This window comes from Acidaminococcus sp. (assembly GCA_022482815.1).
GTDB lineage: Bacteria > Bacillota > Negativicutes > Acidaminococcales > Acidaminococcaceae > Acidaminococcus.
In genome coordinates this window covers 986,020-1,008,229 of the sequence record JAKVOM010000001.1, presented here as the reverse complement: position 1 = coordinate 1,008,229, position 22,210 = coordinate 986,020, and the positions used below count along the sequence as shown (strand labels likewise).

20 protein-coding genes are annotated in these 22,210 nt (G+C 44.5%); 10 read left to right on the top strand and 10 right to left on the bottom strand.

All coding sequences use genetic code 11. From position 1 onward, the window contains the following. Positions 1–26: 26 nt before the first annotated feature. Together LKE33_04450 and LKE33_04445 are read right to left on the bottom strand one after the other, a co-directional pair. A complete protein-coding gene (locus LKE33_04450; GenBank protein ID MCH3950178.1) occupies positions 27–734 on the bottom strand; it encodes a hypothetical protein in 708 nt (235 codons plus the stop codon). Further along, entirely contained in the window at positions 734–1,531 is a 798-nt protein-coding gene (locus LKE33_04445) for an MBL fold metallo-hydrolase (GenBank protein ID MCH3950177.1), read from the bottom strand. The genes LKE33_04450 and LKE33_04445 overlap by 1 nt, the downstream gene beginning before the upstream one ends. A gap of 582 nt (positions 1,532–2,113) precedes the next feature. On the opposite strand from LKE33_04445, the gene LKE33_04440 reads away from it, so the two are divergent. Continuing rightward, positions 2,114–2,659 (top strand): NAD(P)H-dependent oxidoreductase, encoded by a 546-nt coding sequence (locus tag LKE33_04440; GenBank protein ID MCH3950176.1) that lies wholly within the window; start codon positions 2,114–2,116, stop codon positions 2,657–2,659. A gap of 300 nt (positions 2,660–2,959) precedes the next feature. Here the strand turns inward: LKE33_04440 and LKE33_04435 are convergent, their stop codons facing one another. From LKE33_04435 to LKE33_04415, 5 genes are all read right to left on the bottom strand, one after another. Continuing rightward, entirely contained in the window at positions 2,960–3,385 is a 426-nt protein-coding gene (locus LKE33_04435; GenBank protein MCH3950175.1) for a transcriptional repressor, read from the bottom strand. Positions 3,386–4,006: 621 nt separating this feature from the next. Beyond that, positions 4,007–5,635 carry an IS1182 family transposase gene (locus LKE33_04430; GenBank protein ID MCH3950174.1) on the bottom strand — a complete coding sequence of 543 codons (1,629 nt, stop codon included), beginning with the start codon at positions 5,633–5,635 and terminating at the stop codon, positions 4,007–4,009. 327 nt (positions 5,636–5,962) lie between these two features. After that, a complete protein-coding gene (locus LKE33_04425; protein ID MCH3950173.1) occupies positions 5,963–6,658 on the bottom strand; it encodes a L,D-transpeptidase in 696 nt (231 codons plus the stop codon). 15 nt (positions 6,659–6,673) lie between these two features. After that, entirely contained in the window at positions 6,674–7,438 is a 765-nt protein-coding gene (locus tag LKE33_04420; GenBank protein MCH3950172.1) for an HAD hydrolase family protein, read from the bottom strand. Between the two features lie 175 nt (positions 7,439–7,613). Next, entirely contained in the window at positions 7,614–9,011 is a 1,398-nt protein-coding gene (locus LKE33_04415; GenBank protein ID MCH3950171.1) for an MATE family efflux transporter, read from the bottom strand. 186 nt (positions 9,012–9,197) lie between these two features. Between LKE33_04415 and LKE33_04410 the strand changes: the two genes are divergently transcribed. The 3 genes from LKE33_04410 to LKE33_04400 all read left to right on the top strand — a co-directional run bounded on the left by LKE33_04410 (position 9,198) and on the right by LKE33_04400 (position 13,124). After that, positions 9,198–9,608, top strand: a complete 411-nt coding sequence (locus LKE33_04410) for a hypothetical protein (protein ID MCH3950170.1) — start codon at positions 9,198–9,200, stop codon at positions 9,606–9,608. Between the two features lie 47 nt (positions 9,609–9,655). Continuing rightward, the gene (locus LKE33_04405) at positions 9,656–11,137 is read left to right on the top strand and encodes a sodium-dependent transporter (protein ID MCH3950169.1); all 1,482 of its coding nucleotides are present in this window, start codon (positions 9,656–9,658) and stop codon (positions 11,135–11,137) included. 358 nt (positions 11,138–11,495) lie between these two features. Continuing rightward, positions 11,496–13,124 carry an IS1182 family transposase gene (locus LKE33_04400; protein MCH3950168.1) on the top strand — a complete coding sequence of 543 codons (1,629 nt, stop codon included), beginning with the start codon at positions 11,496–11,498 and terminating at the stop codon, positions 13,122–13,124. 267 nt (positions 13,125–13,391) lie between these two features. Here the strand turns inward: LKE33_04400 and tnpA are convergent, their stop codons facing one another. From tnpA to LKE33_04385, 3 genes are all read right to left on the bottom strand, one after another. After that, entirely contained in the window at positions 13,392–13,856 is a 465-nt protein-coding gene (tnpA, locus tag LKE33_04395) for an IS200/IS605 family transposase (protein ID MCH3950167.1), read from the bottom strand. Between the two features lie 306 nt (positions 13,857–14,162). Further along, positions 14,163–15,467 (bottom strand): SLC13 family permease, encoded by a 1,305-nt coding sequence (locus tag LKE33_04390; GenBank protein MCH3950166.1) that lies wholly within the window; start codon positions 15,465–15,467, stop codon positions 14,163–14,165. Between the two features lie 521 nt (positions 15,468–15,988). Then, positions 15,989–17,026: a LysR family transcriptional regulator gene (locus LKE33_04385; GenBank protein MCH3950165.1), complete on the bottom strand. Its 1,038-nt coding sequence runs from the start codon at positions 17,024–17,026 to the stop codon at positions 15,989–15,991. Positions 17,027–17,084: 58 nt separating this feature from the next. On the opposite strand from LKE33_04385, the gene LKE33_04380 reads away from it, so the two are divergent. From LKE33_04380 to LKE33_04355, 6 genes are all read left to right on the top strand, one after another. Continuing rightward, positions 17,085–17,918 (top strand): amidohydrolase family protein, encoded by an 834-nt coding sequence (locus tag LKE33_04380; GenBank protein MCH3950164.1) that lies wholly within the window; start codon positions 17,085–17,087, stop codon positions 17,916–17,918. 303 nt (positions 17,919–18,221) lie between these two features. Then, positions 18,222–18,527, top strand: a complete 306-nt coding sequence (gene citD / locus LKE33_04375) for a citrate lyase acyl carrier protein (GenBank protein ID MCH3950163.1) — start codon at positions 18,222–18,224, stop codon at positions 18,525–18,527. Continuing rightward, positions 18,520–19,419: an aldolase/citrate lyase family protein gene (locus tag LKE33_04370; GenBank protein MCH3950162.1), complete on the top strand. Its 900-nt coding sequence runs from the start codon at positions 18,520–18,522 to the stop codon at positions 19,417–19,419. The genes citD and LKE33_04370 overlap by 8 nt, the downstream gene beginning before the upstream one ends. Continuing rightward, positions 19,416–20,975, top strand: coding sequence for a citrate lyase subunit alpha (gene citF, locus LKE33_04365; protein ID MCH3950161.1), 1,560 nt, complete (start codon positions 19,416–19,418; stop codon positions 20,973–20,975). The genes LKE33_04370 and citF overlap by 4 nt, the downstream gene beginning before the upstream one ends. A 449-nt stretch (positions 20,976–21,424) precedes the next feature. Continuing rightward, the gene (locus LKE33_04360) at positions 21,425–21,892 is read left to right on the top strand and encodes an NAD(P)H-dependent oxidoreductase (GenBank protein ID MCH3950160.1); all 468 of its coding nucleotides are present in this window, start codon (positions 21,425–21,427) and stop codon (positions 21,890–21,892) included. Between the two features lie 18 nt (positions 21,893–21,910). Continuing rightward, positions 21,911–22,186 (top strand): 4Fe-4S binding protein, encoded by a 276-nt coding sequence (locus LKE33_04355; protein MCH3950159.1) that lies wholly within the window; start codon positions 21,911–21,913, stop codon positions 22,184–22,186. Positions 22,187–22,210: the final 24 nt, after the last annotated feature.

Below are 22,210 nucleotides of genomic sequence, written 5' to 3'. Positions count from 1 at the left end.
CCTTCATCTTCTTCGCAGCAGCCTCACTATTTTTTTACTACTTCTACCTGCTGTTCATTCGACTTTGCTTCTTTATGGAATATCATCTCGGCGATTTCCCAGTCCCTGCTGCCCTTCTTGATTTTACGCTGCGGGGCCTTAAGAAAATCTTCAAGGCTGTTGATTTTAATTTTATCTTTCGCCAAATCCTCAGCGTCTACACAAGTGTAAGTATTTTTTTTCGGATTCCGGATATAGCAGCGCAGTACGTAGGTAAATAACTTGCTGCATTCTTTCCTGTGGGCGCCGACGAATTCAATCGCCACGGCTGCTTCTTTATCCTTAACCGGTTTGACATCTACATTGACTGTGTCGACTGCATGAAAAACCATGGTCGGTTTGCCGATTTCTATTTTTGCGGCATCTTTTGCTTTGCGTGCGCTGCGGAGCACCATGTTAACGGATTTTACCCGGCCGCCAGACATATCAAGTACCATGGAATTCAGAACGTCCATCGGCTCACTGGCCGGCGGCAGAGGGGATAAATCCTCATAAACGTCGCCGTCCTCGACAAGCGACAAGCATTCCCCAAAAGAAACGCCGTATTTTTCAGAGCGTTCTTTTTCTTCTTGAAGTGCTTTCTCCATAGCCGTTTCTTTCTGCCCCGGGGTCGAAGGTGCCGCGCTCTGTTCTGCCGCAAAGCATGGGAACGCAAGCAAAAAGACAAGACCTCCCGTTAACAGCCACTTTTTCATTATAAATTACCCTCTTTTTTTATATTGCTGACCATATGATGCTGGTTCCCGACATATAAGGTAACCTGCCGTTCAAGACCCGCCGTTTCCAGCTGATCATGCACAGTATGAAACGCCGTTTCCGGGTTATTGTTGACTTCACTGAGATGCGCCAGGAAAACTTCCCGCGGCGGCTTCCCGATAGAAGCGAGCAGCTTGCCGGCAGCCAGATTGGAGAGATGCCCTTCCCTCCCGAGGATGCGCCGTTTCAAATCGGCCGGATAAGGACCAGCCTTCAGCATCTCCTCGTCATGGTTGGCTTCAAGAATCAGGGCTTCCGCTCCATCCACGGCCCGTTCACAGGTATCTGTCAATACCCCGCAGTCGGTCAGGTACGTACATTTTTCATCACCATAAAAAATTTGATAACCAACCGGATCAGCCGCGTCATGAGGAATCTTAAAAGAGGCTATACGAAGACTGCCAAGCGTACAGCTCCGGGGGATAACTCGCATCTGGGAACGTTCAAGCTGCCTGCGCAGAGGCATCGCCTCCCAAGTCCGCTCATTGGCAAAAACGGGAATTTCTGTATGGTGCTTGCAAAACACTTCCAGGCCGGCAATATGATCGCGATGCTCATGAGTGAGAAAAATTCCGTATAAGTCTTCCGGTGTAAGTCCGCAGGCCTGCAGTCCCTGGACAATACGGCGGCAGGAAATTCCGGCATCAATCAAAATGGCGGTTCCGCCCGCACGGATAAGTGCAGAATTGCCTTTGCTGCCGCTGGCTAAAAGATCAATTTCGAAATGAGTATGCATGATTTACACCTGCTATAAAAGTTGAATTTACTCGTCTATTCTATAATATTTGCCCTATTATAACAAATTTCACTAAAATTGGGCTTTCCTGATTGTGACATTTTATGAAAGAAAACGTGGCAAAATGTGACTTTTTCACGGATAAATATACATTCAAAGCCAATAACGACCGTCAAGCAAGAACAGAGGTCATTACGGCAGCGCCGAAAAACAAAAAAACTATATTGAGACGAAAACTGCATTCAGCATATCAAATATGGTTTTTAATCTGATTTTAAGAACTCGCTTTGTTCGGTGTATAATTGCCCCGGCACTTTCGCTTTAGAGCGGCCGGCGATTCGCATTTTTTAATGCCAATAAACAAAGGAGAGACCCTATGGTTAAGATAGTGAATATTCCGGCGTGAACTATCAAAACAAGGTCTCCAACAGATAGAATTGTAGCAGATGGCGGCAAAATAATAAAGAGTTTATTATAGTAATTAAGTAGGAAATATGGTACAATAACTCATTCAACTTAATAACTTAATGAAGAAAACCTTCCTGGTCATCTTCATCTGATTATGAAAGGAGTCGATAAACCATGAAAAAAGTACTGCTCATCGTTGGATCTCTGAGAAGGGAATCCTTTAACCGTCAAACAGCCCTGCTGATAAAAAAGATGGTGGAAAATAAAGCAGAAGTCTCCTTACTTTCCTATGAGGACCTCCCCTACATGAACCAGGACAAAGAATTTCCTGCACCCCCGGAAGTGGCCCGCGTGCGAAAAGAAGTGTCTGAAGCCGATGGTCTCTGGTTCTTTACGCCGGAATATAACCACAGTTATCCCGGTATCCTGAAAAATCTTTTAGACTGGCTCTCCCGTCCCGTACAGCCAGGAGTACGGAAATCGGCTGTAACCTATGGAAAGAAAGCAGCCATCAGTGGTGTGTCCGGGCGCTCTGCCGCAAGTTTTTCCCGGGCTAAACTCACAGACCTGCTTGATTTCATGGGACTTGAGCTCATGGATACTCAGGTGGGGATATCGCTTACGCCGGAAGAAATGCAGACGAATGTCCTTGTGCTCAGCGACAATACGAAGTCAGAACTGCAAAAGCAGGCTGACGCCTTTTTAAAGTTTTTGGAGTAACCAGCGACGCCCATAAAACAGGAACAGACAAAAAATAAGGCTGTGAAATAATGCGTGTGCATTATTCCACAGCCCCCTTTTCACGCTTTTCGCAGCCCCCGTGGAAGAAAAATTGCCAAGGCATTTTTCTACGAACTTATAAAAATAAAACCTGAAATTAGATTATCTGCTAAATTTCAGGTTTTTATTATTTTATTTGAATCAAAAGCCTTACCACACTGCTGCAAGCGAGGCTAAATGCCATAGGCCAAAAACCAAAAGCACCCTTTATTTCTTCACAGTCACTCTTTTTATCAAATCTTATTTCTTGCTCTGGCAATCGGGGCATACACCGTAGAAATAGAACTGATGACCCTTTACATCAAAACCGGTTTCTGTAGATACCATGTTTTCAACAGCCTTTGCTTCCAAGTGGGATACATCACATACCTTACCGCATTTGATACATCTGATATGCGGATGTTCCGTCGTGTTTGCATCATAACGGAAGCTGTCTTCGCCAGTGTTTAATACTTGAATAATACCGAGTTTGCTAAAGATTTCCACGGATTTATACACCGTAGCAAAACTCATGGTCGGGTACTCTTCACGAACCTTTTCATAAATCATTTCAGCCGTCGGATGTTCTTTGGTATGAGCCAATACATCATAGACAACAAGACGCTGCGGGGTTACTTTGCATCCGTGATCCCTCAAAATTTTTGCAAGCTCCACTGCAGTATACATTAAAATCATCTCCCTAATTAATATCCTTACTTTGGTTATTTTCCCTCTCAAACAAATAACGATTATTACAATTTAATAATATATAATTTGGTGCTAAATGTCAATAACGATTTTAAAAAACTTTAGATATTTTCTATATTCTTTTCTAATAATAATAATAATCTTTACTACTTTCGTATTTTTGCTTTTACAAACTAAATTTTTAAATCAAAGCAATATAAAATTAAATAATTGATATTATTTAATTTCCGAACATTAAATAATAAATAATAAAATCATGCCTATTTAGTCGTTTTATTATCCAGTTTTCTTTACATATTTTTGGTACCGAAAACAAATCGGTATCATCTAGTGAACAGGCAGACTGCCCGGACCAATAAGCCGTCCCTTAAGAAAAGCGAAAATGGCATTCAGTTTTCAGCACTTGACTTGAATCTGAGAACTTACTTTTATAGGTTCAAAAGGGGCTGTCGCAAGTGACCGATTTTTAATCCCTGAAATAACTTGCTAAAGGCCCCAATTTGCCTTACTTTTTAGTTGGATATGTTTTGAGATGAAAAAAGGGCGCACGAAATTAAGCAACCCTAAGTTGCTTTTTTTCGAGCGCTCTTTTTGTATCTTTTAGGCCTCTTTTTTCAGCGGATATAAGTGCAAATCCTCTTTGCCGTCTTGAACTTTGTGATGGACCTTCAGGACATTCCGTGCCATGGCACATATTCCCACTGTTACCAGGGCATTTCCTTTGCCTCGGGTTTCTAATCTTCTGACGTTTAATGAATCCTTGAGATCCGCAAAGGCTCCTTCTGCCTGTATACTGCGGTTCATCCTCAGTTCCTTACCATATTCGGAAGTAATGTTCTTCAGGGATTCTGCCCTCAATGCAGCAAAATTCTTCGAGACCACTAATTTCTTGTTTCTTTTCTCCATAGGTGTCCTGCAATTGTTCCCATGGATGCACTGTTCCTTGTAGGGACAACCGCTGCAGTCCTTACATTCGTAATATGTTTTCTCTGACACATATCCCGACCGGTTCTTTACCTGGGTTACTTTGCTGACTTTCAGCAGTCTCCTACCTTTACAGATATACATGTCTTGATCAGGCAAATATGTCATGTTTTCTGCTTTGCCGATGTCGTTCTTATACTTTTTCCTCTTGCTTCTTTCATAATTGTTAGGCTTGATATATGAAGTATACTGATTCTTCTTCAGCCAGACCAAGTTCTCTTCGCTTTCATAGCCTGCATCGGCTACAATGTTTGCAAATTTCTGACCGAAGTGGGCTTCAAATCCTTCAAGAAAAGGAATGAGTGTCCGCATATCTGTGGGATGTGCACTCACATCTGCAAACAAGGTAAAACCGGAATTGTTTGCATATTGGACATTGTATCCCGGCTTTAAGGCGCCATTAAGCATGGCATCTTCTTTCATCCTCATAAAGGTAGCATCCGGGTCTGTTTTGGCAAAGCTGTTCCGTTCCCCACAGATGTGAAGCTGCTTCGTATACACCTTAAGCCGTTTGAGATAGTTAGCTAAAATCTCATAGTACTTCTGTAGAATGGTCTTTCTTTTCCCACATCCGTGAACAAACTCGATTCCCTCAGCCCGCTTTATGACAAGCAGTTTTTTTAGGAGCTTCTTTAAATGACGGATGTGGAAAGTGTTTCCGTAACAGACCTTGATTCCGAAACGTTCCTCGATTTCGGGAACCAGTTGCTCCAGTTTCTCTATGAGTTTGTTCTGGCTGCCTAAGACTCTGTTTTTCCAAACAAATTTGTACTTGTTTGCCACAGATTCAATTTTTGTCCCATCGATGAACAGGCTATCCAGAGTGATGAAACCGCGAGCCAGCAGCCATTTATCCATCTGAATCATGAGTTTCTTGATACATGGTTTTAGATGGAGGGAACAAAATCTTGCAATGGTTGCATTATCCGGAGCTTTTTTCCCATCTAAGAGAAACATGAAATGAGTGTCTCTTTTACAGGATTGCTCTATCTTACGCGAACCACGAATTCCTTCCATACATGCATAAATGACGATTTCCAGCAGCTGAATTGGTGACGTTAATTTATTCTCGACATGAGAATACGTGTCATACAATGCCTTTACATCCATCCCTTCTACCATGGCACGCACCAAGCGAACAGGATCGTCATTAGGGATTTGTACTTCAAAATTTAGAGGAAGAAAAAGTTGATAAGAACTACCAATTTTTGTATAATCCTTTTGTGTAGGTTTGTTTTTTTGCATATTTAAATTCTACACCAAGGCGCGGTCTCATTCAATGAGGCCGCGCCTTGCTTTTGATACAAAAGAGGCCGTCGCAAAATGCGACAGCCCCTTTTTGAGCGCTTTCCGCCATCCCGCCGTCCGCATCCCGCCCGTGGGAAAAAAAATGACCAAAGCATTTTTCCAAAAACTTATAAAAATAAAAGCCTGAAATTCAGGTTATCTGCTGAATTTCAGGCTTTTATTTTTTATTTGAATCAAAAGCCTTACCACACTGCTGCAGACGTGGCTAAATGCCACAGGTCAAAAGCCAAAGGCGCTTTTTTATTTTTTCACAGTCCCTTTTTCTTAATCCCGTATCTCCACAAGCATTCCGACACGAGCAATACGATGCAATTCCTCCAGGTTTCGGTTATCCAGCCGAATACATCCTTCGGAAGCATCCGTTCCCAGGCTTGCCGGGTCGTGCGTACCATGGATACCGATGCCGTCCCAGGCGCCCCCGCTCAGTTCATTGGTATCAAGGCTCAGGAACCAGGGTCCATAAGCTCCGGCAATGGCGCCTTTACCATCTCCGAAATCATGAGTCCAGGAAGACGCATCATCAATTTCATCGATACGGAATGTGCCAACAGGCGTCATATTATCGCCGCGGCGCTGTTTCTGTCCCAATCCGCCGCGTCCTACGGCACAGGTCCATTTCCGGACAACCATATCCCCGTCATACAAATACAGCATATGTTCACTCTTATCAACGATGATTTTATACGTTTTTCCCGGTGTCAGGGACACTGGTGCTGCCGGCTTCTCCTCAGCCTTTGATGCCTCTCCTGCCTGCTGATTCTTCATAGCAGTCGTCTTCGGATCATTCGGAAGCTTTGTCTTGCCGACAGAAGTTACGACGCGGCCTTTTGTCTCCTCCGAAAAGGCTCCTGCACCTTTGTATCCCAGGGTAAAACAGCCCGTCAGTACGAGCAGACAAGTAAAAATTCCAATCAGCAGTTTTTTATGCTGGGCAATTCTAGGAAAAAATCCTTTTTTCATTGATAATTTCTCTCCTCATTTAATCCAGCCGAAATGACGGCAGGCATTGATGACTCCGCCCTGATCAACCGGGTCCGTGATGTAATCAGCCTGTTTTTTGAGTTCCGGCCGTGCATTGCCCATAGCAATTGAGAAAAACGGCGGGCGGAACATGGTGAGATCATTCATCCCGTCTCCAAATACGACAGCATCGGAAGGATCTGCTCCCAAACGCTCCATCATGCGTTCCACGCCAAGGCCTTTATCTACAGGTTCTACCAAATAAGTTCGATCGATATAATCAAGATGCGGAAGCCCAAATTGAGGAGAAGGCTCTTCTCCTTCCGGTTCCTGAGCATAAGTAACCTTGTACACTGTGGAAAGAGCATCAATATCCACGGGTGCCACGCGAGTAATCATATAATTCCGCGGATCTTTGCGGGGATAATCAGAGTAAGGCGAGTACCGATAGAATGTATTATCTTTGACCACTGCCCAGGGACGATGGATATCCGTCAGATAGTGCAGCATCTTTTTTACCGGATTCAGCGGAAGACCTTCCATAAAGATAATCTTTCCATCTACTGTCAGACTATTACCGCCGTCAGCTACAATAGAATGAATACCGTGTTTATCGGCAAACGCTGCTGCATCGCACTGCAGACGCCCTGTCGCTAGCGCCACAAAATGGCCGGCTGCCTGCAGGGCATCAAGACAGGCCTGTGCATCCGGCGGAACAATCTGGGAGATGCCGATTCCCAGGGTTTGATCGATATCAAAAAAGAAATATTTTTTTCTCATGACAATCCCTTTCATAATGCATGCTGCATAATTTCCTACCTACAAGAATGCAATTATAACACGAAGGAAAAAAAGTATCCAGAATCAGCTCCGGTTATAAAAAAGGGGAGCAGAGAAACACACCTGCATTCTCCACTCTCCTTTTTTCGCCGTCCGTACACCAGACCAGGTCTGTCTACCTGCCGTCAGCCATTTGAGATGAATCTGTTTTTTCTTTCCAGGATTTTAATTCATGGCTGACAATCCAGACCATGGTGGAATAGCTGAATGTACCGCCGATTAAATTGGAAATCGGTTCCGCTATAAATACGCCGTCGGTTCCAAGTCCCATGAAATTCGGCAACAGCAGAGTCAGCGGCACCACCAGGATCACTTTACGGAACAAACTGAAGAAGATAGCCTGCTTTCTCTTATTGAGAGCACGAAAAATATTTTGTCCCGTAACCTGAAAAGCCTGGAAAATAAAAGCAAAAAAGTACAAATGAATAGCGTGTACTGTCTCCTCGATCAACGCTTCATCCGAAGTAAAGATGCGGGCAAAAAAGTGCGGGAAAGAAGCTATCAAAATCCAGACAGTCAGGGCATATCCTACGGCCACAATGGTAGTAATCTGAATACCCCGCCGTACCTTTGCAGCATCATGTGCCCCGTAATTGTAGCTGACCAGCGGTGCCGCTCCCTGAGCAATGGTGGCAACCGGCGTCTCGATTACCTGGCGGACAGAAGAAATGATGGTCATCGCCGAAATGAAAAGAGCTCCGCCCCACTGCATCAAAGCATGATTGGCAACAACCTGTACCAGACTGTTAGTCGCCTGCATAATAAAAGGCACTACACCCAGTCCCATGATATCAAGTGCATGAGGTAAATATTTTTCACTGTCTTTTTTACGCAGCCATAACTTGAAAGACGAGAGGGAAGAAGCAAAAAAGCGCCTCACATAAAACCAGGAGAGTGTTTGTGAAATCACGGTGGCCCAGGCAGCACCGCTGACACCCATGCCAAATGCAAAAATAAAGATCGGGTCCAGAATCAAATTAGCTATTGCCCCGATAAGGATTGCAATCATTCCGGCTCTGGGATATCCCTGTGCCGTCATGTAGGGATTCATACCGCCGGAAATCATCACACAGAATGTCCCCAAAAGGTAAATCCTGAGGTACGGAACTGCATAAGGCATTGCTTCTTTTCCGGCCCCGAAAAGATGGAGCAGCGGAACCATTGCAGCTTCCCCGATAAGCAAAATCAAAAGAGCAGAAATGCACTCCAATCGATAGGCCGTATTGACAATTTCCTGCGCCTTCTTCGGATTCTTCTGCCCTAAAGCGATAGAAAACAGCGGTGCACCGCCGATTCCGAATAAATTAGTAAAGGCAGTAACCAAAACGATGACCGGAAAACAAATTCCCACAGCGCCCAGGGCCAGGGTCCCGCTTCCCGGAATTCGGCCGATATAAAAGCGGTCAACGATATTATAAAAAATCAAAAGGAGCTGGGCAATCGTTAGAGGAATTGCCGAATACAGGATATTTTTTCCGACACTCCCGCTTCCATAATCGAGTTTCCGCATCATACTCCCATCCTTTTACTTTCTGAATTAGCATGATTATACCATAATGATTCCCTGATAAGCAGAAAAAGAAGAACCCATTTTTCTTATTTTATTGAATATTAACAGACTTTTTTGTAACATCCTATTTCTATTTAAAGACATAAATAGTAAAATAAGGATATATCAATCTTGTAAGGAGAGATCGATATGGTATTTCCGTGGAATGAATATAATAAAAACAAAAATAATGGCGGGACCAAGCCCCATGACAACAGAACAACGAAGTTGATTGCGATGTTTTTGATTGCTATTCTGGCAGGCGGTCTTTTCGTCTGGACACGTTATGTCAGACGCTATCGGGCAGAAAAAGCGCGTCTTGAACAGGAGGTAAAGCTGAATCAGGCAGATAAGAACCGTGCACTTCAGGAATTCAAAAAAAGGTTCAAATCTTCCCAACCGCAGGTTCCTGCTGCTAAAAGCCAAAGTGGTTCTCAGCTTCCTTCCGGATCAATTCCCCACAGCAATAAAGGGAATGTCTCTGCACCGGCTCCCGGGCAGCCCCATTCTAATATAAAAGCAATGCAGCCAACTCCCATCACGCCGAATAAGCCACGCTGAGCACTTCGGCACAAAATAAAACAAAACGACTAAAATGAGGTGTATTTATGGCAGGACAAGATAATCCTATGGACTCTTTTGCGACCCGGCTCGGGTTTATTCTGGTATCGGCAGGATGTGCTATCGGTATTGGCAATGTTTGGAAATTTCCTTACCTGTGCGGTCAGTTTGGCGGAGCTGCCTTTATCCTGATCTATTTGATATTTCTTCTTATTATGGGCATTCCCGTCATGGTCTGTGAATTTGCCATCGGCCGCGGCAGCCGCCGCAGTGCCGCCAAGAGTTTTGACGTACTGGAACCGCCCGGCACACGCTGGCACAAATTTAAGTGGATCAGTATCATCGGCTGTTACATGCTGATGATGTACTATACGACCGTAACAGGCTGGATGCTCTACTATTGCTATCTTCATTTCAGAGGTGCCTTTATCGGAGCTACTCCAAAAGTCATCGGAGCCGCATTCGGAGCCATGCTGGGCAGTGCCTCTACAATGATGTTCTGGATGGTACTTGCCTGCGTCATCGGTTTTTTGGTTTGCTATTTCGGGATTCAAAATGGCGTTGAACGCATTACGAAGGTCATGATGGTCGCCCTGCTGCTTTTAATGGTTGCTTTGGCCATCCATTCCGTTTTCCTGGAAGGCGCAGAAAAAGGAATCGAATTTTACCTGGTACCCAATTTTGATGCGATTAACAAAATTGGCTGGGGCAACGTAATTTTTGCCGCCATGAGCCAGGCATTCTTTACGTTGTCCATCGGTATCGGCGCTATGCTGATTTTTGGTGCCTACCTGCCCCGCGGCCGCAGCTTGCTCGGCGAAGCTGTCACCATCACAGCGCTTGATACATTTGTAGCGCTGATGGCCGGCTTCATCATCATCCCGGCCTGCTTTGCCTATGGCATCAAACCGGATGCCGGTCCGAGCCTCATCTTCCTGACCATTCCAAACTTGTTTGCTCAAATGCCGGGCGGTCAGATTTGGGGTATGTTGTTCTTTGTTTTTCTTTCCTTTGCCGCTTTGTCGACGGTCATTGCCGTCTTTGAAAACCTCATCGCCTTTGGGATGAACCTCTTCGGCTGGCAGCGCAAAGAGAGCGTTATGATTAACGGCATTCTTGTAGTAATCCTGAGTGTCCCTTGTGTCCTTGGTTTTAATATCTGGTCCGGCTTCCAGCCACTGGGTCCCGGTACGGGCATCCTCGATTTGGAAGATTTCATCGTTTCCAATAACCTGCTGCCATTAGGCAGTCTTGTCTTTGTTCTGTTCTGTACAAAGAAAAACGGCTGGACCTGGGAAAACTTCCTGGCCGAGGCTAATGACGGTCTTGGTACCAAGATGCCTGCCGGCGTTAAGAACTACTTAATGTATATCCTTCCGCTCTTTATCCTGACAATCTACCTGAAGGGCTACTACGACATGTTTGTGAAGCAGGGCACCGGTGCTCTCATCAAATGGTTCTGCATCGCTGCCTGCTTCCTGTTGTATATCCTTTACGGAAGCATGGGGACAGTTAAGAGCAAAAAATAAAAATATCTGCACAAAAAAGCGGAACCTCTCCAGCCTGAGCGATATGGGAGATTCCGCTTTTTTATGCATTATGAAAAAAGACACGTAAAACAACTTTGTGACGCGCTTATTCCTTTAACAATACATTCCCCCAATTTGTTCCAAGGAAAAAATATATATGAGGTATTTTACCCTATTTCAGTTTACAGATTGAAACAGAAGAAATCCGGAAATTAATCTAATCTCTTTTAAAAAGTAAGATGGAAAAATCAGCACCGGGGCTGTCGCATTTTGCGACGGCCCCTTTTGTATCAAAAACAAGGTAAAAGCAAGGCGCGGCCTCATTGAATGAGACCGCGCCTTGGTGTAGAATTTAAATATGCCAAAAAACAAACCTACACAAAAGGATTATACAAAAATTGGCAGTTCTTATCAACTTTTTCTTCCTCTAAATTTTGAAGTACAAATCCCTAATGACGATCCTGTTCGCTTGGTGCGTGCCATGGTAGAAGGGATGGATGTAAAGGCATTGTATGACACGTATTCTCATGTCGAGAATAAATTAACGTCACCAATTCAGCTGCTGGAGATCGTCATTTATGCATGTATGGAAGGAATTCGTGGTTCGCGTAAGATAGAGCAATCCTGTAAAAGAGACACTCATTTCATGTTCCTCTTAGATGGGAAAAAAGCTCCGGATAATGCAACCATTGCAAGATTTTGTTCCCTCCATCTAAAACCATGTATCAAGGAGCTCATGATTCAGATGGATAAATGGCTGCTGGCTCGCGGTTTCATCACGCTGGATAGCCTGTTCATCGATGGGACAAAAATTGAATCTGTGGCAAACAAATACAAATTTGTTTGGAAAAACAGAGTCTTAGGCAGCCAGAACAAACTCATAGAGAAACTGGAGCAACTGGTTCCCGAAATCGAGGAACGTTTCGGAATCAAGGTCTGTTACGGAAACACTTTCCACATCCGTCATTTAAAGAAGCTCCTAAAAAAACTGCTTGTCATAAAGCGGGCTGAAGGGATCGAGTTTGTTCACGGATGTGGGAAAAGAAAGACCATTCTACAGAAGTACTATGAGATTTTAGCTAACTATCTCAAACGGCTTAAGGTGTATACGAAGCAGCTTCACATCTGTGGGGAACGGAACAGCTTTGCCAAAACAGACCCGGATGCTACCTTTATGAGGATGAAAGAAGACGCCATGCTTAATGGCGCCTTAAAGCCGGGATACAATGTCCAATATGCCAACAATTCCGGTTTTACCTTGTTTGCAGATGTGAGTGCACATCCAACAGATATGCGGACACTCATTCCTTTTCTTGAAGGATTTGAAGCCCACTTCGGTCAGAAATTTGCAAACATTGTAGCCGATGCAGGCTATGAAAGCGAAGAGAACTTGGTCTGGCTGAAGAAGAATCAGTATACTTCATATATCAAGCCTAACAATTATGAAAGAAGCAAGAGGAAAAAGTATAAGAACGACATCGGCAAAGCAGAAAACATGACATATTTGCCTGATCAAGACATGTATATCTGTAAAGGTAGGAGACTGCTGAAAGTCAGTAAAGTAACCCAGGTAAAGAACCGGTCAGGATATGTGTCAGAGAAAACATATTACGAATGTAAGGACTGCAGCGGTTGTCCCTACAAGGAACAGTGCATCCATGGGAACAATTGCAGGACACCCATGGAGAAAAGAAACAAGAAATTAGTGGTCTCGAAGAATTTTGCTGCATTGAGGGCAGAATCCCTGAAGAACATTACTTCCGAATATGGTAAGGAACTGAGGATGAACCGCAGTATACAGGCAGAAGGAGCCTTTGCGGATCTCAAGGATTCATTAAACGTCAGAAGACTAGAAACCCGAGGCAAAGGAAATGCCCTGGTAACAGTGGGAATATGTGCCATGGCACGGAATGTCCTGAAGGTCCATCACAAAGTTCAAGACGGCAAAGAGGATTTGCACTTATATCCGCTGAAAAAAGAGGCCTAAAAGATACAAAAAGAGCGCACGAAAAAAAGCAACTTAGAGTTGCTTAATTTCGTGCGCCCTTTTTTCATCTCAAAACATATTCAACTAAAAAGTAAGGCAATTTGGGGTCTTTAGCAAGTTATTTCAGGGATTAAAAATCGGTCACTTGCGACAGCCCCGGTTTGCTCTGGGGCTATAAGCCCCTGTTACCGGCTGCGTCTCAAGGCGCTGGCTTGGCTCAAGCCGTATTGCCCTTGACTCGTAGCTACCCTTAAAAGGGTGTTTGTATTACTTGCCTGGACCCCTGAAGGGGTCTTCGTATTCCTTTACGCTTAATTTATCCATTGCTATATCTCGTTTTTCCTGCTCTCGGATATATTTTGCTATTGTGGCCTCATTGACTCCTACTGTACTTACGTAGTAGCCTTCGGCCCAAAAGTGTCTGTTCCCAAATTTGTATTTCAAATTTGCGTGTTTATCAAACATCATCAGAGCACTTTTCCCTTTCAGATATCCCATAAACTGTGCTACGCTTAGTTTCGGTGGTATCGATACCAGCAGGTGTACGTGATCGGGCATGAGGTGTCCCTCTATAATTTCGACTCCTTTGTATTTACAAAGTACTCGGATAATGTCTCTCAAGCTTTCTCGATATTGATTATAAACAATTTTTCTTCTATACTTTGGGCAGAACACTATATGGTATCTGCAAATCCATCTGGTGTGGGCAAGGCTATTAGCCATCATTGCCATAAAAATCATCCTTTCTATAGGACAATACGGTCTGAGCAGCTGTATTATACCTTGAAAGGGTGATTTTTTTGTATAACAATCGACGCGCACCCGCATAGCGGGTGGTTGTTTGTTTCGCTCGCGCCTTATTCAGTCGCGGAGCTCGACCAGCTAAAGCCAAAAAATAAAAGAAGACTCGAAGCAATTATAGTCTCTTCGAGTCTTCTTTATAACCACATAAGGGTTTATAGAGGGGCGCTAATAGTCCTACAATAGAAAATCATAGAATTATTTAAAACCTTTTTATGTGTTATGAAAATCAGCTCATTATTTTAATATCAAGCTCATAATAAGGGTAGCAATACAAGCTGATCCAACACTTATAGGAACACCGATAAATATCTGTCGTGGGAAAAGCCAGTCACGTTCTTCATCGTTCTGGCAAGAGCCCTGAATAAGCGAACCTCCGGACGAAAATGGGGAAATATTGGAAGACTGTGCTCCGCAGACAACAGCTGCAAAAAGAACAGCAGGATTGAGAGCCGGATTCGCCGCACACATAGCACCTACCACCGGATACAGGGCCGGGGCTACCACGCTCAGCGTACTGCTGAAGAAGGACATCACGGCACCGATAAACGCAAAGGCCACAGGCAGCCAGAAAATAGGAATATTTCCACCGATCCAGGCACCAATAATATCAATCAGACCAGCCTTAACTGCCACTTTAATCAGCATCCCGACACCACAAATCATGATGATGGTATTCCAGGGCACTTTATCTACAACGGCTTTCTGGGAACCCAGATGCATAAACAACGCAACAACCGACATAACAATGCAGACCAGACCAATATCTATGCTGGCATTGACTCGTGAAATAACAGCATTACCAGGCATTATGATATGCATAATTGGGAAAATCAGAACTAATACAATGGTAAGTGCCATCAGCATCAGTGTCTTTTTCTGCGTTGCGTCAAACGGCTGGGGACGAGGCACTTCCAAACTTCCCCGCACGCCTTTTCCTAACAAGCGTTTACCAAGAATATAAATTAACAAAACAACGATAGGGTAGACAACCGTGACCACGAAAAGAGGAATCCCCATGACAAAAGCCTGTTCTTCGTAGCCGGCATCTTTAATGAGCCCCTGAAAGACAACACCAGATCCGCTCGTCATAAGATTGGCTCCGGACAAGGCTCCCCAGTTAACGGCTGAAGCCCCTATCAACTTATTCTGGTGTGCTTTTTCGCAGAGAATCAGCGTCATAGGACAAAAAACAGCCATAACAGTAAAGAAGCCGGCACCTAAAGCAGCAACAAAAACACTGGCTAAGTAAATGATCAGCGGCAAGAAATCAGGGAATTTGCGAGTCGCGTACAATGCGTAGCCGGCAATTTTCTCCATCGTGCCGTTAACAACGGCAAAATTATAAAATAAACCGACGGAAAAAATGACAAAGAACGTACTGATAGGCCAAAGCGCAATAATGGCTTTTGGCTTCATTCCCAAGCCAAAACAGCCAATAAAATAGGCAAACGTCATGGCGAAGAAGCCAATGTTATATTTTGTTTTAAAGCCTAAAACAATAGCGATGACAATACTGATGACGATAATTATGTTAATCATTTTTCTACCTCACGAATAACATCATTACGCTATCCTTACGATACGTAACAGCGCGGCATACTGTCTGATTTACTGCAGGTAACCCAACAACTTCTTCCGAACCGGTCCCCGCCGCGGCATATCCCAGAAGCAACATGCAGCAGACAGATGCTTCAAATCCTTCTCTAGTAAAAAGTTACTTACCGCATTTCAGTATAATTCGACTCTTACTTGTTTTAATATTCTTTTTATTTATCTTCATTGTCATCCCCCCTCTAATCCGCCATTTAATTTTTGTTTATTAAACAGTATCACCATAAATACTTCGTTGAAAAATACAGAATCTATATAGGGGCATATGGATTTTTATATAATTTAAACGAACATCATCAGTTAGCGGAAATAAAAAAGAGGCTGCGAAAAATGAAAATTCATTCTTTCGCAGTCCCTTTTTTGCCTTTCATCATCCGCAAAGTTCATTATGTCAACGCACGTGAGGCTAAATGCCAAGACATCTTTTTATTTTTTACGGTCTCACCTATTTAAAACGTATAAATCAAGCTGCGGAGAAAAGCCAGTAATTTTTCAGTCATTGATGAGCGATAAGCACCTTTAGCTACCGACACATATAGCGGATAATAGGCAGCGTACTTAGGATCAATAAAAAAATAAGCACGTCGTTTCAGCTCGGCTGACAGCTGTTTTCGCGGAAGCAGCACGGTAGCATAGTTAACTTGTGCAAGCGCATCCAGGGTAATAAGATTTTTAGACTCCTGGAGGATTCGAGGTTCTATGCCCGCACGCAGGAAAACTTCGTCACATAGTCGCCGGCTGCGCTGCTGCGGTGTGGTAATCGCTATAGGTTCATCTTGCAGAAATTTTAAATCGAGATAAGGACGATCATCTCCTTCTCGATAATAAATATACCGCTGGTAATGACTTTGTTCCGTAGGAATGATAACAAAATCGTCATGGCTGATTTCAAAATTTTCCAATCCATCCACCTGGATAGGAGGGTGAATCAAACCAATATCTACAGTGCCATCCAGGATTTTTCTTTCAATGATTCCACTATTGTTTTCAACAAGGGTAACACGCGCCATAGGATATTTCTTTTTGAACTGCGGCAGAAAATAAGGAAGACTATAAGTTCCCTGAGTACCCGTAAGCCCCACTCGTACTTCCCGGGCTGCATTACTCCGAACTTCTTCTATCCGTTTTTTATAACGATATTCATCGCGTGCCACATTTTCGGCAAAATCTAAAAAGATGCGCCCCTCTTCCGTTAAGGTTACGCCACTGGTGTTTCTGACGAATATGGAAGCTCCTACTTCTTTTTCAACTTGCTTAATAATTTGAGAAAGCGCCGGCTGAGCAATAAAAAGCTTATTCGCAGCCTTTGTGATGCTCTTTTCCTGTGCAACTACCATCATGTATTTCAAATTTTGAATTTTCATGAATACATCCCTTCTCTCTAGTTCTATTATATCTAGTTTTATAATCACCTGTCTATTTGGAACAGAGAAATAAAGAAGATATACGAGAACTTTATGTCTCCAGGCAATAATGATATTATCCATTATTTGAATTCTCCGATATATTTGACTTAGACAAAATAAATTAAAGGAGGTTCAGTTTATGGAAAGTTCAATCTTGTCCTTTCAGATGCCAAAAAATGCCTGCAATTCTCATCTGCACATTATTGATCCCAAGTATCCCAATAATGGCAAGGCAGCCGCCCAAAAGGGGACAGTAGAAGAATATCGCAAAATTGCTGAAAAATTGGGCTTTGAGCGGGCTGTATTTGTACAAGCAAAAGTATTTGGTACCGACAACACCTGCTTAACTGACGCCATCGCTGCTTACGGCCGCAGTAAAGCCAAGGGAATTGCAGTCGTAAACAACAGCATTTCCGATGCTGAACTCCGGGATTTGGAGAGGAAAGGCGTCGTAGGGCTGCGTTTCAGTCTTTGGAACCCCAAAAATGCAGTTGTTTCCTATGAGGACTGTTTACCACTTGCAAAACGCATTGCCGATATGGGATGGCATGTTCAACTACACATGGGTGCTGCTCAATTATTGGAACATGCTGACGACCTCAAAAGTCTGCCCTGCCCTATCGTCATTGACCATATGGGGCGCCTTGACCCTGCTAAAGGCACAGATGACCCGGCGTTCCGTTTTATTTGTTCCCTGATCGATGCAGGACACACCTGGGTAAAACTCAGCGGTCCCTATTTAAACACAACGGTAGGAAGACCTTGGCCTGATGCAGCCAAAGTAGCCAAGGCAATTGCTTCTTACGCACCGGAACGTGTTGTTTTTGGTACCGATTTTCCACATACAACAGAAAAAATAAAACCCAGTGAAATAGAACTGACAGAATTGGCCGCCTCTTGGTTCCCAACCGCGCACGCTCGCGAACTTGCGCTTGTCAAAAACCCGGAAGAACTTTACGGCTTTGGAAAATAGTTTTTCACTGAGCCAGTGCTGACTGGCTCTATCAAGATAAGAAATAATATCCGGATATAACTCAACTCTTATTATTACAGTCCAATGAACCAATGAAATGTATTTTTTGCGGATTGTTACCGTCACTTTCCCTAGTCGTGTATATGAAGCAGCGATATCAATTTATAACGACGCAGCAAGGGAGTTTAAATAAAATCCTTATATCCCCATGTAGAACCTGTATTTAACAAAGAAACAGCCGGATGGTAAGGTGATGGCAGCAAAGATGAATTGGATAAATTTTTAAGGAGGTGCTCTTCTCTTATGGAACTCAAAAAGCCAGCCGTCGCTGGAACCCTGGAATCCAGTGACGCCATGATTACAATTTATCCCCAGGCCGGCAAAGGAATCGACATTAACCTGGAAAGTGATGTCAAGGCCATGTTTGGAGACTCCATTGTGGAGTCTGTACAAGACGTACTTTCTCAATTTCAAGTAAAAGATGCCAAGGTAGAAATACAGGACAAAGGCGCACTTGACTGCGTGATTCGTGCCAGACTTGAATGCGCCATCACCAGGGCTGCCGAACAGCCGTATGACTGGTCAAAGGAGGATGCAGGCCATGTCTGAAACCAGATTAATGAGAACTACTTTGTACGCAGGCGGAACCAGTCCGGCTCGCATGATTCAGGCTGGTTTCTATGGAGAAGACTGCCTGGTCTACGACTTGGAAGACTCTGTTTCAGTCGGTGAAAAAGACGCAGCCCGTTTTCTCATCTACAACCTGATTAAAAACCATCGTCCCAATAATAAATATGTAATCATCCGTGTCAACGGCATCTATTCCGATTTTATTGACGAAGATCTGGAAATGGCCGTCCGGGCACAGCCTGATGCTATCCGTATTCCGAAAGTAGAGTACGCTGATGAAGTCAAAAAACTCGATGCCAAAGTAACGGAAATCGAGAAAAAAGCAGGTGTCGAGCCGGGTAAAATTCAGTTCTGGTGCAACATTGAATCCTATATGGGGGTCATCAATGCACTGGAAATCGCTAAATCAAGCCCCAGAGTAGCCGCTATGGCTATCGGTGCTGAAGATCTGACGGCCAGTATTGGTGCAGAGCGTACGAAAAAAGGCTGGGAAATCTTTTATGCGCGAAATGCTATCCTGATGGCCTGCCGGGCCGCTGGCATCAGTGCACAAGATGCCGTATTTGCGGATATCAATGATGCCGACGGATTAGCCGAAGATTTGAAGATGACTCGTTCGCTTGGTTTTGACGGCAAGACCTGTGTCCATCCGCGTCAGATTGAGGCTGTTAACGAATGCTTCACGCCCAGCATGAAGCAAATCCGAAATGCACAGCGCGTTCTTGCAGTATTGGACGAAGCTGCTCGTAATCATACAGGTGTTTGCACCCTGGACGGCGCCATGGTTGATAAGCCCATGGAACTACGAGCCCGCCAGACGCTGGCTAAGGCCATTGCTGCCGGTATCAAAGTAGGAGGTTCGGAAAAATGATTGTAAATAAATTAGGGCGCGAACTGCCTGAAACAATTGGAACTTATAAGGTAAAGCCTTATGCCGGCGCACATGTTACCCCAGCCCCGACTACACCTGTTGTAACCAAAAGAACACAGCGTCTGCGCATTCCCGGTGAGTCAAAACTGCTTCCCGATTTAAAAGCAGCTATCAAGGCTTCCGGGCTGAAAGACGGCATGACAATTTCTTTCCACCACAGTTTCCGTTCCGGTGATAAGGTGATTGGTCAGGTTCTGACGGCAATCCGCGACTTGGGCATCAAAAACTTGCGTTTTGCTCCGAGTGCCGTTGTAGACCTGAAGAATCCTTCTATTGTCGATTTCGTTAAATCCGGCACAATCAACCGCATTGAAGCCAGTGGTATCCGCGGCTCGTTAGGTGATGCTGTACTTCATGGTGCCCTTTCTGAACCGGTTATCCTGAGAACGCATGGTGCCCGTTCCCGCGCTATTGAAACGGGCGAACTGCAGATTGATGTTGCCTTCATTGGTGCCTCTGCTTCTGATGACTATGGCAACAGCACGGGGCTCATTGGTCCGAATGCCTGCGGCGCACTTGGCTATTCTTTCGTCGATGTGCACAATGCCGGCTGTGTAATTGTAATTACGGATAACCTCGTCGAATATCCCTGCATCCCGGCAAGTATCAGTCAGCAGTATGTGGATTATGTCGTCAAGGTTGACAGTATCGGGGATCCCGCAAAAATCGGATCCGGTGCTGCTCGTTTAACCAAGAATCCGCGTGACTTGATGATTGCAGAACGCGCAGCCAAAGTTATGGCCGCTTCCCGTTTCTTCAAGAATGGTTTCTCCTTCCAGACGGGTGCCGGTGCCATCAGCATTGCTACGACCAAGTACCTGGCCGACTGCATGCGCGCCAGAGGTGTAAAAGCCAGCTTCGCCCTCGGTGGGATTACTTCTGCCATCATTGATATGTACGATGAAGGCCTGGTTCGTGCAGTTGAATGCAACCAGTCTTTCGACTCGGTAGCTGCCAAAGCCATCAACGACCGTCCGGGTGTAGTGGAAATTGACACAGAAGACTACGCCAGTGCCTATACAAAAGGTGGTTTCCTGAACCGCGAAACTTTCGGTATCCTGGGTGCCCTAGAAGTTGATACTGATTTCAACGTCAACATTTTGACCGGTTCATCCGGTGAAATGCGCGGCGGTCTTGGCGGCGGCCCGGATGTTGCAGGCGGCGCACAGGTTTCCATTGTCACCATTCCCCTGATTCGTGGGCGGACGCCTTCCATCGTCAAGCACGTGTTTACGGCCTGCACGCCTGGCGAAACGGTAGCTGTTGTCGTTACCGAAGCCGGCATTGCCCTGAACCCGCGTCACAAAAATTATCAAATGCTGAAAGAGGATCTGAAAAAGACCAGCCTGCCTCTTGTTTCCATTGAAGAGCTGCAAAAGATGGCCGAAGATCTGACCGGCGTGCCAAAACCAATTGAAACGACCGATGACGTCGTCTGCATCGTTGAGTATCGCGACGGTACCGTTGTCGACGTTATCCGCAAGTTAAAAGAGTAACGCTGGGAAAAGAATAGAGAATCTGTCAGAACTGGAAGAAAAGGGCCGTAAAATAGTGATGGATCATTGTCTTACGGCCTTTTCCCATAGACTGCGAATTGCCGCTGGAGACAAAATTGCCGCCACAATTTTGTCTTAAAATAAAAACGGTTTCCTGAATTCAAGCCATAGAACAAAAGCGCTTTTCGTCCTAAAGCTATCCGCAATCTGCAATTATCCTTAAGGGCTGTGAAATAATGCGTGTATATTACTTTCACAGCCCCTTTTTTGTGCCACGGTGATTCAAATTTCCATACCTTTTCAGCATGGTGCTCTATGAAAAACAAGTATTTTCTCGATATTCTTTTTAAAAATATAATAGTGTCAAAGGGATTGAATGCCAGCTAAATCATCCCATGGATACGTTTTTTCGATAGAGCGTCATAAAAGCATGAAAGGATATGATAACAATGAAATCACTGGTCGCTTATTTTTCTTACAGCGGGAATACCAAGCGGGCTGCAGAGCAAATTGCAAAAGCCGTGGGAGCCGATCTTTTTCCCATCGAGCCTGCCGCTGCCTATCCCGCCAGTTATAATGAGTGCCTCACAAGGGCACGGGATGAGGAGAGCATCAGCCGCCGCCCTCAGATGAAAGTCCAGCTTACACAGGCCCAGCTGGAAACGTATGACACGATTTTTATCGGTTATCCTATCTGGTGGTATAATGCCCCGATGATCATCTATAGTTTCGCGGAATCCCTTGATTTCAGCAATAAAAGAATCATCCCCTTTGCCGTGTCCGGAGGAAGCGGCATCAGCGGTTCTGATACGGCGCTCAAGAAAATATGCAAGGGTGCCAAGGTTCAAAAAGGCACTATGCTGAATGGTTATTCGGCGGCTGATATCAGAAACTGGGCCCTTGCCGCAATAAAATAAGAAAGCAAAAATAGTCAAATGAATAGAAGAGAATTCTTAAAAACCTGTGTAATCGGTTCGGGAAAATTATTTTGTTTGACTACGCTCTTCTCCGCCTTTCCTGCAGCCGCACTGGCATCTGAAATTCACTATTTTGCAGGCGACAACTGTATCGGCTGCGGTCAGTGCGCTGCCGAATGTCCTGCAAACGCAATCCGAATTGAAGATGGAAAAGCCGTCATTGATCAAATTTTGTGCCGCCATTGCGGAACTTGTTTCGATATATGTCCAAGGCAGGCGATTGAGAAAAATTAACCCCCGCTGGAGAGAACTATAGAA

Excerpts from the sequence above, each read along its gene's own strand:
- LKE33_04450 (MCH3950178.1), bottom strand. The coding sequence starts at position 734 with ATGAAAAAGTGGCTGTTAACGGGAGGTCTTGTCTTTTTGCTTGCGTTC.
- LKE33_04445 (MCH3950177.1), bottom strand. The coding sequence starts at position 1,531 with ATGCATACTCATTTCGAAATTGATCTTTTAGCCAGCGGCAGCAAAGGC.
- LKE33_04440 (MCH3950176.1), top strand. The coding sequence starts at position 2,114 with ATGAAAAAAGTACTGCTCATCGTTGGATCTCTGAGAAGGGAATCCTTT.
- LKE33_04435 (MCH3950175.1), bottom strand. The coding sequence starts at position 3,385 with ATGTATACTGCAGTGGAGCTTGCAAAAATTTTGAGGGATCACGGATGC.
- LKE33_04430 (MCH3950174.1), bottom strand. The coding sequence starts at position 5,635 with ATGCAAAAAAACAAACCTACACAAAAGGATTATACAAAAATTGGTAGT.
- LKE33_04425 (MCH3950173.1), bottom strand. The coding sequence starts at position 6,658 with ATGAAAAAAGGATTTTTTCCTAGAATTGCCCAGCATAAAAAACTGCTG.
- LKE33_04420 (MCH3950172.1), bottom strand. The coding sequence starts at position 7,438 with ATGAGAAAAAAATATTTCTTTTTTGATATCGATCAAACCCTGGGAATC.
- LKE33_04415 (MCH3950171.1), bottom strand. The coding sequence starts at position 9,011 with ATGATGCGGAAACTCGATTATGGAAGCGGGAGTGTCGGAAAAAATATC.
- LKE33_04410 (MCH3950170.1), top strand. The coding sequence starts at position 9,198 with ATGGTATTTCCGTGGAATGAATATAATAAAAACAAAAATAATGGCGGG.
- LKE33_04405 (MCH3950169.1), top strand. The coding sequence starts at position 9,656 with ATGGCAGGACAAGATAATCCTATGGACTCTTTTGCGACCCGGCTCGGG.
- LKE33_04400 (MCH3950168.1), top strand. The coding sequence starts at position 11,496 with ATGCCAAAAAACAAACCTACACAAAAGGATTATACAAAAATTGGCAGT.
- tnpA (MCH3950167.1), bottom strand. The coding sequence starts at position 13,856 with ATGGCAATGATGGCTAATAGCCTTGCCCACACCAGATGGATTTGCAGA.
- LKE33_04390 (MCH3950166.1), bottom strand. The coding sequence starts at position 15,467 with ATGATTAACATAATTATCGTCATCAGTATTGTCATCGCTATTGTTTTA.
- LKE33_04385 (MCH3950165.1), bottom strand. The coding sequence starts at position 17,026 with ATGGATAATATCATTATTGCCTGGAGACATAAAGTTCTCGTATATCTT.
- LKE33_04380 (MCH3950164.1), top strand. The coding sequence starts at position 17,085 with ATGGAAAGTTCAATCTTGTCCTTTCAGATGCCAAAAAATGCCTGCAAT.
- citD (MCH3950163.1), top strand. The coding sequence starts at position 18,222 with ATGGAACTCAAAAAGCCAGCCGTCGCTGGAACCCTGGAATCCAGTGAC.
- LKE33_04370 (MCH3950162.1), top strand. The coding sequence starts at position 18,520 with ATGTCTGAAACCAGATTAATGAGAACTACTTTGTACGCAGGCGGAACC.
- citF (MCH3950161.1), top strand. The coding sequence starts at position 19,416 with ATGATTGTAAATAAATTAGGGCGCGAACTGCCTGAAACAATTGGAACT.
- LKE33_04360 (MCH3950160.1), top strand. The coding sequence starts at position 21,425 with ATGAAATCACTGGTCGCTTATTTTTCTTACAGCGGGAATACCAAGCGG.
- LKE33_04355 (MCH3950159.1), top strand. The coding sequence starts at position 21,911 with ATGAATAGAAGAGAATTCTTAAAAACCTGTGTAATCGGTTCGGGAAAA.